We start from the raw sequence: 13441 nt of genomic DNA, 5'->3' as shown, positions 1-13441 counted from the left end.
TAATATAACCTATGGATATAGCCAAGATAAGAAAAAAGCTCAAGGCTGAAAAAGAGGCTCAGCAGACAGGAAATAGCACCCTCGAAAAAGAAAAAGCCACTGAATCTCCCGAAGACATTATGCCTGCCATAACACAGGCTGAAAAAGAACAAACCCCGAAAGACACTATTGTACCTGAAACAAAAGACACTACTACCGAAAAGCCCATCCTCGAGGAGGACAAAAGTGCAGTCCTTCCGATTGAAGTGAAAGAAGAGCCATCTCAGAAAATACCCGAAGAAAAACCCGAGCTGAAACAGGAAAAAGACGACATAATCGAGCTCCTTACATTCAAGCTGTCCGATGAGGACTATGCATTCAAGGTCTCTGATGTCGAGGAGATTCTAAGGTCCCAGAAGGTTACACTGCTGCCCCGTGTCCATGAATTCATAATAGGAGTTACTTCCCTAAGGGGAAAAATCATCCCCTTGATAGACCTCAGAAAAAGGTTTCTTCTTAAAGATGTAGGAGACAGAAGTAAAGCAAAGATATTGATACTTAAAGGGGAAAAAGGCTCTATAGGAGTGTTTGTAGACAAGGTCGTAGATGTAGTAAGAATCCCTGCAGAGTCAATAGTCAATCCGCCATCTCATCTGACAGAGTCCGAGCTACGGTTTATCGAAGGGGTTGCCTTTCTGGATGGCAGGTTTATATCGATTGTGCATTGCGATGAGGCGCTAAATTTCAAGGTAGGAGAAAAATAGATGTTAAAAGAAAGGCTCGAATTCAAGATTCTAAGCGTAGGCTTTGTCATACTTATAGTGGGCGTAATAACGGTCAGCCTTTTTGTGTTTTTCATAGTTAAAGACAGTATCAAGTCCATTGCTGAAGACAGGCTAAAGGCAAGTGCAATGCTCATCACAAAAGGCATAGAGGAGACGATGTTAGATGGTAAAGCAGAAGTAACAGTGAACCTTATAAAAGACTTTAAAGCTATATCCGATTTTGAAGGAATCGAGGTTTATAATCATCAGGGCAGAGAGGCATTTAAGCCTGATGCTCCCATCGCAGAGGCTGAAACCCTGAAAAGGCTCATTGAAAGCCGTGCATCATTGAGCCAGATAAAAGGCACATCGCTCACATTTTATATGCCACTTGACAATCTCCCTCGATGCCACTCCTGCCATGGGGCAGAAACACCTATGTTAGGGGCTATAAAGATTTCTGTCTCCCTTGAAAAAGAGCAAGACAGGATTAGAAACTTCATGCTCCTCATAGCACTGGGAAGCCTTCTCGGCACAGGCATCTTAGGAATGCTTTTCTGGCAGATAATAAGAAGGCTCGTCATAAAACCGCTTCGGACACTTGAGTCCAATGCCATAAAGATGGCAGAAGGAGACCTTTCCTTTAAAACCGACATCTCTACAAAGGACGAGATTGGAAAGTTAGACAGGTCTATAAAAGACTCCCTTCATTCCATAAGCATCATTCTTCAAATGGTTAAGGAGGTTTCAGGCAGGATTTCAATTACTACAGGAAAGGTTGACTCCGAGTCAGGAAAGATACTTGAAGGCACACAGGTAGAGGCAGAGGCAATAGCCAACATATCAAGCTCTGTGGAGGAGCTGAATGCCGCCATAACAGAGATTGTGGATAGCACGGAAAGCCTCTCTGCATCGGTTGAGCAAACAGCCTCTTCAAGCGAACAGATGGCATCGTCCATAGGCTCTGTAACATACATCACGCAGGAACTCTCAGGTGGAATCGAGGCAACATCATCCTCCATAGAGGAGATGTCTGCAACCATAAAAGAGGTTGCAGACAATTCCGAAAACCTTGCAAAGGTATCCGAAGAGACCCTCTCTGCTGTCGAGGAAATAATATACTCCATAAAAGAGGTTGACTTGAGCGCAAAGGAATCCGCAAGGCTTTCCGAAAAGGTTACAAAGGATGCATCAACCCTCGGAGTGACTGCTATCAACAAGACCATGCAGGGAATGCAGAAGATAAAGACATCTGTGGAAAAAACAGCAGATGTCATTAAAAAGCTCGGTGGCAGGTCAGAGGAGATAGGAAAAATCCTTATAGTCATAGATGACATTACTGACCAGACAACGCTTCTTGCGCTGAATGCGGCAATCCTTGCCTCGCAGGCAAGGGAGCATGGCAAAGGGTTTTCAGTGGTTGCCGACGAGATAAAAGACCTTGCAGAAAGAACTGCATTTTCAACACAGGAGATAGATACCCTGATTCAATCCGTCAGGCAGGAGGTTAAAGATGCCACGGAGGCAATGCATGACGGTCTGGTCTCTGTCGAGGAGGGTCTTAAGCTTTCAGGTGAGGCATCCGATGCTCTGAAAAAGATTTTAGAGAGCTCGAAGTTTTCCTCCGAGATGGCGATTTCCATAGAACGCTCTACTACAGAGCAGGCAAAAGCCGCAAAGTTAGTTTCAGAGTCCATAGAGCGTGTAAGAAGTATGGTAAGCCAGATAGCAAAGGCAACCTCGGAGCAGTCCAAGGGAATAATGTTTATCCTTTCTGCCACGGAAAAAATGAGAAATGCGGCACATCAGGTAACATCGGCAACCAATCAGCAAGCATCCGCAAGCAGGCAGATTGCACAGGCAGTCGAGGTCGTCTCCGACAAAAGCAAGCATATCTCAAGGGCTATATATGAGCAGAAAGTTGGCTCGGGTCAGATAAGGGACGCTGTAAATAAGATAAAAGACCTGCCCAGAGAAAACAGGGACATTGCCTTCAGGGTGAATAAATCCCTGAGGGAACTCTCAAAGGACTCGGACCTTGTTATTGCAGAGGTAGAAAAATTCAAGCTTTTAGAGGAAAAGGCAGTAGGCGTCATACAATTCGGCATCGTGCCTCTTGAGTCTCCTGCTGATATGTTCAGGAAATTTACTCCTCTTTCCGTATACCTCTCAAAAAAACTCGGCAAAAAAGTCGAGCTGAAAGTAGCTCAGGACTTCGAGTCAGCTATAAAGGACTTGGGACAAGGCATTACACAACTATCTTACATGACGCCATCTACATACATCGAGGCACGCAATTATGGAGCTACACTTCTCGTAAAAGCCCTTCGGGACGGCAAGCCATTCCACCACTCGGCAATAATAACGAAGGCAGGTAGCACTATAGGTTCGTTAAGGGATATTAAAAACCGGTCATTTGCATTCGGAGATATTCATTCCACATCGAGCCATATCGTTCCAAGGGCAATGCTCCTCGAAGAAGGCATAGACCTTAAAGACCTTCACTATTACGACTACCTCGGACATCACGACGATGTAATAAAGGCAGTCCTGAAGGAGGAGTTCGATGCAGGCGGAGTTATGGAGGCAACTATAAATAAATTCAAGGCAGAGCCAATACATATCGTAAAGTTCTCGGATGATATACCTGAGTTTAATATTTGTGCAGGCGCATCCTTGAGCGATTCTGATAGGGCAAGGGTGAAATCCGCACTCCTGGAGCTCGATGTCAAACAAGACGAGGACTCTTTGATTCTAAAATCGATAGATAGAAGCTATACAGGTTTTACAGAGGCAAAGGATGAGGACTATAGCAGTATAAGAATTATGATGTCAAAGCTCGGAATCCTATAGGAGGCTTTAGAAAACTATGAAACTGCTAAGGAGGTCATTAGCCAATAGTTTTACATTTATAGTGCTTCTTATACTTATTGTGGGTCAGGGCTCTTTGTGGACATGGTTTCTGTTTAACCAGAAAGCCCATACCTCGGCAATGCTGAAAAATAAGATTGGCAGTTTAGGCAACCTTGTTAGAGAACCCTCATTGGATGCCATATTGAATTCTAACTACGAATCCCTTGACCGCTACATAGATGGTATTACGAAGGATGGAGATATAATCTCCATCCGTATCACAGACAAAGGGGGCAATGTCGTAAGAGAAAAATCATCAGGAGTCCAGCAAAGGGGCAAGACTATAAACCCATTCTTTGTGTCATGGACAAACGAGCTTACTATACATTTAAAGTCAGGTGTAGAAGAGATAGGCACGGTAACAATCTCATATAGCGGAAAACAGGTTAACGAGGCAATGCAGAGGCTTCTCACAGTGCCTCCGCTTGGTCAGTCGCTGGTCTTTTTAATCACGATATATATCATTTATCTTTTTTTCCAGAGAAAGATTGGCAAACCCGTAAGTGTGCTCGAGGACCGTCTGAGAAGTATTACAGCAGGGGACCTGACCGTAAAAATCCCGGACATAGGAAAAAACGAGCTTGGCACTATTGCCCACGGGCTCAGGTTTCTTGTGGATGGGATGACATCCACTGTGTCAAAACTTCATTCCACTGCCGCCAATGTCGCAATGGCTATAAGACAGCTTCAGCTAACATTCGACAATGTCACTCAAGGGGTCCAGAAACAGTCAACTGCAGTAGACAGCATATCCCAGTCATTGAAGAATGCCCATGAATCACAGAAAAAAATAACCGATGGAACCGAGAAGATGTCGGAGGTCTCCTCTGAAAATGTTACTTCCCTTCTCCAGATGAAAAACATTGCAGACGAGATAGCATCCAGTGCAAGCAGGCTGTTTCAGGCATCCGAAAGCTCTTTCTCCATAGTGGCTGAGATGTCACAGACTGCAAAGGCAATGGCAGATAGCTCCGAGAATGTCCTGTCCTCTGTCGAGGACGCCCTTGCCTCTGTGGAGGAGATAAATGCCTCTGTCAAAGAGGTTGAAACGGGTGCAAAGGAATCAACGAGACTTGCAGACAAGGTAAGAGAAATCACTGCGGAAAAGGGTGTGCTACAAATAGCAGACGCCATTGAGAGTATGGAAAAAATCTCGGATAAGGTCAAATATTCAGTGGAGATAGTCAGACGCTTAGGCTCAAGGTCAAAGGATATAGAGAAAATGCTTTCTGTCATAAAAGAGGTCACAGAGCAGACAAACCTTCTCAGCCTTAATGCGGCAATACTTGCCGCACAAGCAGGAGAGTACGGAAAGGGGTTTTCGGTTGTTGCAGACGAAATAAGGGCATTAAGCGACAGAACCGCTTCTTCCACAAAAGAGATAACCGGCATTGTCAGAACGATTCAGACAGAGCTTTCAGACGCAGTGGTCTCTATAGAGACAGGCATGCAGATGGTTGACGAGGGAAACACATTGGTTTACAAGGCAGGGGAATCCGTAGCCACTGCCCTTGAGGTGGCACAGAAGTCGGCACGGATGGCAAGGTCAATCGAGAAGGCAACAGAAGAACAGGCAAAGGGCTTGGGTCATATAACAACATCTGTAAGTGCTATAAAGGAAATGGTCTCGGGTGTTGCAAAGTCCACAAACGAGCAGTCTAAGTCCTCGGAATATATGCTCGAGAGCATCAGGGAGGTAAAGGAGGTAGCAGAGGTTTCAAAGAAAGGAACAGCGGAGCAGGCAACAGGCACAAAACTTATATCGAAAAACCTCGAGCTTGCAGCCGAAAAATTATTCGAGATAACCCAGTCTACGATGAACCAGCAGAAAGTAAACGAGGGAATCATCTCCCATGTAGAGCAGATAAGAAATATCGGGACATCAACCCTGAGAGATGTAGAGGCACTGTCGCTTTCATTAAATACCCTTCAGGAGGAAATCGGTCTCCTTAAAAAAGAGATGGAGGCATTCAAGATTAAATAATGAAGCAGTTTATCGTATTTGGACTTGGCGAAGAAGACTTTGGAATCGACATCAAAAATGTTGTCGAGATTCTTAAATACCAGAAGGTAAGAGGACTTCCCAATCTGCCTGATTTTATCTCAGGCATAATAACCGTCAGGGGAGATGTGATTGCTCTGATAGATATGCGAAAACGATTCGGTATCAGATTTTCCCAATCAAAAAACGAAAGGATAATCCTCATCAGAGCAGAAGGAGAAAAGGTCGGACTTGTGGTTGATGCGGTCAGGGAGATAGCAAGCTTTTCCAATGAAGAGATGACCTTGCCACCTGCTATCTTTAAGGGCTTGAAAACAGAATATCTGGAAGGTATCGCAAAGAAAAAAGGAAGTGTGGTTATACTCCTTTCTATAGAAAGCCTCCTTTCAGCCGAAGAAAAAATTATACTTAAGGAATCAACCGAGACTGCCATAGTAGAGACATGACACTGAAAGAAATTTCCGAAAAACTTAAAAGCATGGATATCGACGACAGGAGAACTGCTGTCCTTGCCCTTAAGGAGCCTCCTTCAGGCGTAGAACAAAAAGAGGTTATAGCCCTACTTATCAAGGCGCTACAGGATGCAAGCTGGCGGGTAAGAAAAACCGTTCAGGACATACTCTTTGAGGATTATCCTCTGGAGTCTTACATGGACAGCCTCATCGGGCTTCTTCATCTCGAGGATAATGCAGGGGCAAGGAACTCTGCCATAGAAATACTTACAAAGCTAAACAGAAGGGCTACGCGGTTTCTGATAGAGGCATTCAAGACAACTGACACCGATGCAAGAAAGTTCATTATAGATATACTGGGGCAGTTCAAGGACAGAAAGACGATTCCCCTGATGCTCGATGCCCTCAAAGACGAGGATGAAAATGTCAGGGCATCGGCAGTAGAGCACTTAGGGAGCATGGGCGAGCCTTCTGTGGTAGATGCACTTATAGGGATTTTAGAAGAAGGGGACCTCTGGACAGCCTATCCTGCGGCAGATGCCATCGGGACGATTGGCGACAAAAGGGCAATACCAGCACTTGTCAGGGCACTTGACAATAAAACCCTGCGGGAGCCATGCCTCAGGGCATTGGGAAAAATCGGAGACCCAGAAGCCCTGAAATACATAGTGCCTTTTATAGATGACAAATCCAAGGCAGTAGGGGAAAGTGCTATAAAAGCCATAGAAACGCTGTACCATAAGGGTGCTAACGAAGAATTTATAGCCTCAGAGCTTCAGAGCCTCATCGGTGAGCGGATAATACACCTACTGCTTGAACATGCATGGAGCAGTAAACCCGCTGTCAGGGGTTCGGCAATACTACTTCTGGGACTCCTAAGGGATGAGAGGGCACTTGACCCTTTGCTTGAGCTTTCAACGGAAAGCGACTTTACAGGGGATGTTAAAAAAGCCCTCGTCTTTATCGGAAAACACAAACCAGAAGCAATCCTTCCTTTGTTTAAAAAGGACAGTCCGTATCTCAGAAGGTTCGTATGCTCTGTGGCATCGGAGGTAGCCTCACCCATTTATTTCGACACCTTTACAGAGATCATCGGAGACTCCGATGGCCATGTGAGGGCACTGTCTGCTATTGGTCTTTCCAATATAGGAGATATAAGGGCAATAGAGCGTATAAAAGGGCTTCTCGTTGATGAATACACAGATGTGCAGGAAGCCGCTATAGAGGCACTAAGTAAATTTAAAGCCTCCGTTGACATGGAAGAGTTGATAAGCAATCTAAAAAGTAAAAACCTTGTTTTAAGGAAAAATTCCGCACTTCTTATTGGAAGACTCTCAGCCCATGAGGCAGTTCCTGCATTGGGCTTTGCTCTGAAAGACGATAATGTCTCCGTAAGAAGGGCAGTTATAAATGCCCTGTCTTCTATAAAGACGAGGGATTCCATAAAATATCTTACCCTTGCCCTGACAGACGAGGACTCAGACATAAGGGCATCGTCAGCACTGTCTTTAGGCATGACAGGACAGGAGATTGCTACCGAGCCTCTGTGCCTTCTCCTTAGCGACACTGACGACAGGGTTAGGGCAACCTCTGCGAGGGCATTGGGCATGCTGGGAAGCAAAGGCGCAGTTTCAAGTCTTCTAAAAGCCCTTTCCGACAAAAACGGTTTTGTCGTAACCACTGCAATAGACTCGTTAGGAAGGCTCGGAGGAAACGATGCAAAAAAGGCACTTATTGGCATGCTTTCCTCTTCGGACAAAGAGATACGAAGAACAGCAATAAAATCGCTTTCTAAATTCCAAGGGGTAGAAAACAACATCCTGCCTTTTATAAGGGACAATGATTGGGCTACGAGGGTTGCAGCTGTTGAGGCACTGGGAGGAAGCCCAAACAGTCGCATCAAAGGAGAGCTCGAAAAGCTCTACGACAAGGAGAACGATGAAGCCCAAACAGTCGCATCAAAGGAGAGCTCGAAAAGCTCTACGACAAGGAGAACGATTTTGCAGTCAGAAAAACATTAGAGGTTTTTATAAATGCTCGATAAAGAAGACCGCATACCCCTTCATGACGAAGAATTCAGACTCCTGAGGGAGCTGATAAAAGACTACTGCGGCATATACTTTGACGATGACTCTATATATCTTCTCGAAAGTAGACTCTCAAGAAGGCTCAAGATCCATCATCTCGATAACTTCAGGGACTACTATAGACTGCTCCTTTACGATAGGTATAAGGAGGAGGAATTCAGCGAACTGATGGATATTCTTACGATAAACGAGACATATTTTTTCAGGGAAGAAATCCAGTTGAAGGCTCTGAACGAGGAGATACTAAAAGATCTTTATACGGCAAAAAAAGATACAAAAAAAATACGGATATGGTCAGCAGGCTGTTCTTCCGGGGAAGAGCCCTACACTATTGCCATGTTGGTATTAGAGCAAGGAGCATATTTCGATGGCTGGGATATAGAGATATTAGGCTCCGATATAAACCAGAGGGTTCTTCAGTCCGCAAGAAAAGGGCTTTATAGAAAGAACTCCTTCAGAAACACGAATGAATACTTCGCAAAGAAGTATTTCAAGGAAAACGACGGCATTTACAAGATAAGCGACAATATCAAAAAACTCGTCAATTTCAGCTATCTTAACCTTCTTGACCCATTCAAGGTAAAATTCGTAGAGACGATGGATGTAATACTGTGCAGGAATGTGCTTATTTACTTTCATATGGATGCAAGAAAGAAAGTGATAGAGAACTTCTATAACAGGCTTTCGGATGGAGGGTATCTTCTGCTTGGGCATGCAGAGTCCCTGATGAATGTGTCCACTTCATTTACCCTGAAGCATCTAAAAAACGATATGGTTTATCAAAAGCCCAAGAAGGTTTCTGTGTCTCTTTCAGACGAGAGCCTTTTCAGAATGGTCTGGGGAAGATAATTATGATAAAGGTTCTGGTAGTCGACGACTCGGCATTCAGCAGACAGACAATCAAGAAAATGCTTGAGTCCGACCCTGACATAGTAGTCATAGGGATTGCCTCCGACGGAATAGATGCAATGGCAAAGACCCTCAGGCTCAAGCCTGACCTCATAACATTAGATTTCGAGATGCCTGAGATGGACGGTTTCAGCTTCCTCAGATGGCTTATTAAGGAAAAGCCCACACCTGTCATAATGGTAAGCTCTTATTCCGATACAAAGACGGTTTTTAAGGCATTGGAGCTCGGTGCAGTGGACTTTATAGCAAAACCCTCAAGAAGGGCATCTCTTGAGCTCAGGAACATAGAAAAAGACCTTCTTACAAAAGTCAAAGGCATCACGAAGGACCTAAACATAGATGTGTTAGGTCGGAACATAAGACTTTTTGCAGATACCGAAGAGACTCCGCATAAAACAATGCCCTCCAAAAGCGAGATAGAAGTCGTTGCCATAGGAGCCTCCACCGGGGGGCCTCCTGCGATTCAGATAATATTGACAAAACTGCCTGCGGATTTTCCGCCTGTCCTCATAAGCCAGCATATGCCAAAGGGTTTCACAAAGCCTTTGGCTGAAAGGCTCGACAGTCTCTCTAAGTTAAAAATTAAGGAGGCTGAAAACGGAGACGAGGTTGAAAAAGGAACTGTCCTCATATGTCCCGGAGGATACCACATGACCCTGAAGGCAAGACATGAGAGAGCCTCTATTGTCCTAAAAGAAGCAACATACGAAGACAGATATACACCCTCGGTTGACACCATGATGGTTTCTACCGCAGAGATCTACCAGCAAAACACAATGGGCGTGGTATTAACAGGCATGGGCAATGACGGCAAAAAGGGAATGCTGGAAATAAAATCAAAAGGTGGTTATACTATAGTAGAGTCCGAAGAGACCTCGGTTGTATTTGGCATGCCTGCCGAGGTCATAAACGCAGGTGCCGCAGACAAGGTAGTGCCGTTGACGAGGATTGCCGAAGAGATGATAAGGGCTGTGGAAAAAAAGCCAGAGAGGTAGAAAAATTGGAAAAAGAGGGCATTTTAGGTAGAAAGGCAGATGAATTCCTTCAGGTATTTAAAAAGGGCGAGGAGTTTACAAAAGAACTCCTGAAGGAAAACGAAAAACTGAGATTCAGGATTGCAGAAATTGAAGGTGCAGTCGAAAAAACAGGGGATGAGGCAAAAAGCAAGCTCCTTCATCATACCATCGCTGCCTTAGAGGAGGAGATAGGCTCGCTAAAGGAAAAATACAGGCAGGTCGAGGAGGAAAATAAGGATTTTGCGGCAAAATACATAGAGGTCGAGGAGGAAAACAACAACCTTGCCAATCTCTATGTGGCAAGCTACCAACTGCACTCCACGCTGGATTTTAACGAAGTCCTGAGAATCGTCCTCGAGATTATCATAAACCTCATAGGTGCCGAGAAATTCGCAATCTTCCTTATGGATGAAAAGACAAACGAGCTTCTGGCAGTAGCCGCAGAAGGCCTCTCCACAAACACAATCCCAAAGGTAAAAATAGGCGAAGGCATCATTGGAAAGGTTACTAAAGAAGGGGTCAGCTATTTTCACTCTGACATGCAGATAAAAGGTGATGCCCAAACCGGAAAGCCGATAGTCTGTATCCCACTCAAGATAAAGGAACATGTAATAGGCGTTATCTCCATATACTCCCTTTTTATACAGAAAAACAGCTTTACGAATATGGACTACGAGCTTTTCAATCTCCTCGCAGGTCATGCGGCAACTGCCGTGTTTTCGGCAAGGCTTTATACACAATCGGAAAGAAAACTAACCACGCTTCAGAGTTTTTTAGAGCTTCTCAAGGACAAGCCAAAGAGGTAAAATGCTTAATATACTTGTCGTAGAAGATTCACCGACAATGAGACAGCTCATAAGCTTTGCCATGAAGCGCATACCAAACTCCAGAGTCATCGAGGCATCGGATGGTGTCGATGCCCTAAAAAAACTCTCCTCGGAAAAAATAGACCTGATACTTGCTGACATCAATATGCCTGTTATGAACGGTCTTAAGCTCCTGAACCTTATAAGGGAAAACAATGCATACAAGAAAACCCCTGTAATCATAATCACCACAGAGGGTGCAGAGGAAGACAAAAAAAGGGCAATGGCACTTGGAGCAGACGCCTATCTTTCAAAGCCAATTCAAACTCAGGAACTAATAAGATTGGTCAACAGCTTTATATCTCAGGGTTAGCGATATTCAAACCGATTCGGTCTCTGCAATACCGAATTTCTTAAGCTTACTATAAAGGCTTGACCTTTGAATGCCAAGAATCTTGGCGGCCCTGTATTTATTGCCTCCTGCTTCCTTTATAGCCCTGAGAAGCATTGCCCTTTCCATATCATCGAGCTTTGAAGAGCCTTCTACTTCTTCTCCTTCATCTTTAAGTAAAGATGAAATGTCATGAGGCATTATTGTTTCTGCCCTTGCCATTATAAGGGCATGCTCGATGACATTTTCAAGCTCCCTGATATTGCCATGCCATGGGTGTTGCATCATTACCTTCAGTGCTTCCTTTGAAATATCCGTAACGATACTGTTTGTCTTTGAACGATGCTTCTGCACGAAATGCATTGAAAGTGCGGGTATATCGCTTAACCTTTCCCTGAGAGGCGGTACCTCGAGCCTTATGACATTTAGCCTGTAATAAAGGTCTTCCCTGAACCTTTTTTTCTTGACTGCCTCGTAAAGGCTGATGTTTGTAGCCGCAATAAACCTGACATCGATTGGTATGAGCTTCTGACCGCCAACCCTCTCTATAACCTTCTCCTGAAGCGCTCTCAAGAGCTTTGCCTGAGAGCTTAGGGGCAGAGAGCCTATCTCATCCAGAAAGAGTGTTCCTCCTTCTGCCCTTTGGAATCTTCCTATTTTCTGACTTAAAGCGCCTGTGAATGCACCTTTTTCATGACCAAAAAGCTCTGACTCGACAAGCCCCTCTGGTATTGCTCCGCAATCAACAGGGATAAATGGCATTAGCCCGCGGGGGCTCCTCTTGTGTATCAACCTTGCAACAAGCTCCTTGCCCGTGCCTGATTCGCCTTCTATGAGCACTGTGCTTTCAGTAGGCGAAACCACACTGATAACCCCAAGAAGTTTTTTCATTGCCAGATGACTGCCTATCATCTCCTCTGAGGTTGTCTTTTCGAACTCTTCCTTGAGGGCATTCTTTTCCGTGAGAGCAAAACAAAGCTCCCCTGCCCTTAGGATTAACTGAATGAGATATTCCGGGTCAAATGGCTTTGTGATAAAGTCAAACACACCTGCCTTCATTGCAGAAACTGCTACGCTGATTGTGCCTTTGCCTGTTATCATTATCATCTGAACTTCGGGAAATATCTGACGGAACTCCTTCAGAAGTTCTACGCCCTCTATATCAGGCAGGACATTGTCGCAAACAATGACAGGCGTTGGCTCATTGCTAAAGACATCTATGGCTTTAGCTCCTGAATCCGCAGTTAATGTCTTAAAGCCCTTTAAGTTACATATAAGAGCTACGGACTCTAATATCTCAGGCTCGTCATCTACTATCAAAACAGCCTTTGGATTCATGGCATTTTATGCACCTATGTCTATTGGACCTACTAAAAGGCTCGGTGAGCCTATGTTTCCATAAAACCTGAGGTCCTCCCCTGATGCTAAGACCCCTTTAAAAAACCCTAATATATTGCCTGAAATCACAGCCTCTTTCACAGGATACCTTACCAGTCCTTCATCCACCCAAAGCCCTGAAACCCCTATAGAGAAGTCCCCTGACACAGGGTTTGCCATATGCACACCCATTGCATCCGTTATCACAAGCCCTGTGCCTAAAGAGCCTGCTAAATCGGACACAACCTCTTTGGACTCTATATAGAGGTTCGTAGGACCAACAGAAGGCACGCCTGAAAAATCTCCTCTTATGGCATTGCCCGTGGAACTTACATTGTCCTTTTTTGCAGTATATGTGTTATACATAAACCCTTCAAGCACACCTGCCTTTATAAGGGTCTTTTTATATGTAGGCACACCCTCGTCATCAACAGGCTTTGTGCCTAACCTTCCCCTGAGAGTGCCATCGTCTATGATGCTGAGGTTTTCGCTTATCACCATCTGCCCTACCTTCCCTTTAAGAAGAGACTTTCCTTTCTGGACAGCATCGGAAGAAAGTAAAGAGGCAAAGATTCTCAGAAAATCCACTGCCACCTGAGCCTCAAGCACTATAGGTGCTTTCTTTGCATTTAGCCTTTTTGCACCAAGCAGTCTCACTGCCCTTTCAGCCGCTGTTTTACCGACAGCCTCAAAAGATATGTCAGAGAGAAATCTCGAGCCCTGAAACTCCCACCCCATCTGGCTA

The 13441-nt window shown here is 44.7% G+C and carries 11 protein-coding genes; 9 read left to right on the top strand and 2 right to left on the bottom strand.

Features of this window, described 5'->3' with window-relative positions:
* Nucleotides 1–11: 11 nt before the first annotated feature.
* The 9 genes from HY805_03155 to HY805_03115 are packed head-to-tail and all read left to right on the top strand — an operon-like array spanning nt 12 to nt 11301.
* Nucleotides 12–743: a purine-binding chemotaxis protein CheW gene (locus HY805_03155; GenBank protein MBI4823214.1), complete on the top strand. Its 732-nt coding sequence runs from the start codon at nt 12–14 to the stop codon at nt 741–743.
* The gene (phnD, locus tag HY805_03150; protein MBI4823213.1) at nt 744–3596 is read left to right on the top strand and encodes a phosphate/phosphite/phosphonate ABC transporter substrate-binding protein; all 2853 of its coding nucleotides are present in this window, start codon (nt 744–746) and stop codon (nt 3594–3596) included. It begins immediately after the preceding gene.
* 16 nt (nt 3597–3612) lie between these two features.
* A complete protein-coding gene (locus HY805_03145) occupies nt 3613–5640 on the top strand; it encodes a HAMP domain-containing protein (GenBank protein MBI4823212.1) in 2028 nt (675 codons plus the stop codon).
* Nucleotides 5640–6104, top strand: a complete 465-nt coding sequence (locus HY805_03140) for a chemotaxis protein CheW (GenBank protein MBI4823211.1) — start codon at nt 5640–5642, stop codon at nt 6102–6104. Before HY805_03145 ends, HY805_03140 begins: the two co-directional genes overlap by 1 nt.
* Nucleotides 6101–8131 carry a HEAT repeat domain-containing protein gene (locus HY805_03135; GenBank protein MBI4823210.1) on the top strand — a complete coding sequence of 677 codons (2031 nt, stop codon included), beginning with the start codon at nt 6101–6103 and terminating at the stop codon, nt 8129–8131. The genes HY805_03140 and HY805_03135 overlap by 4 nt, the downstream gene beginning before the upstream one ends.
* 12 nt (nt 8132–8143) lie before the next feature.
* Nucleotides 8144–9046 carry a protein-glutamate O-methyltransferase CheR gene (locus HY805_03130; protein MBI4823209.1) on the top strand — a complete coding sequence of 301 codons (903 nt, stop codon included), beginning with the start codon at nt 8144–8146 and terminating at the stop codon, nt 9044–9046.
* Nucleotides 9043–10101, top strand: coding sequence for a chemotaxis response regulator protein-glutamate methylesterase (locus HY805_03125; protein MBI4823208.1), 1059 nt, complete (start codon nt 9043–9045; stop codon nt 10099–10101). Before HY805_03130 ends, HY805_03125 begins: the two co-directional genes overlap by 4 nt.
* 20 nt (nt 10102–10121) lie before the next feature.
* Entirely contained in the window at nt 10122–10928 is an 807-nt protein-coding gene (locus HY805_03120) for a GAF domain-containing protein (GenBank protein ID MBI4823207.1), read from the top strand.
* Between the two features lies 1 nt (nt 10929).
* On the top strand, nt 10930–11301 hold the full coding sequence (locus HY805_03115) for a response regulator (GenBank protein ID MBI4823206.1): 372 nt from the start codon (nt 10930–10932) through the stop codon (nt 11299–11301).
* 6 nt (nt 11302–11307) lie between these two features.
* Here the strand turns inward: HY805_03115 and HY805_03110 are convergent, their stop codons facing one another.
* Entirely contained in the window at nt 11308–12657 is a 1350-nt protein-coding gene (locus tag HY805_03110; protein ID MBI4823205.1) for a sigma-54-dependent Fis family transcriptional regulator, read from the bottom strand.
* A gap of 6 nt (nt 12658–12663) precedes the next feature.
* A partial coding sequence (locus HY805_03105) for a TldD/PmbA family protein (GenBank protein MBI4823204.1) occupies nt 12664–13441 on the bottom strand: 778 nt, incomplete at its 5' end.

It is taken from the genome of Nitrospirota bacterium (assembly GCA_016207905.1).
Taxonomy (GTDB): Bacteria; Nitrospirota; Thermodesulfovibrionia; order Thermodesulfovibrionales; family JdFR-86; genus JACQZC01.
Note: the sequence above shows the minus strand (reverse complement) of the source record. Positions and strands in the feature narration are given on the sequence as shown.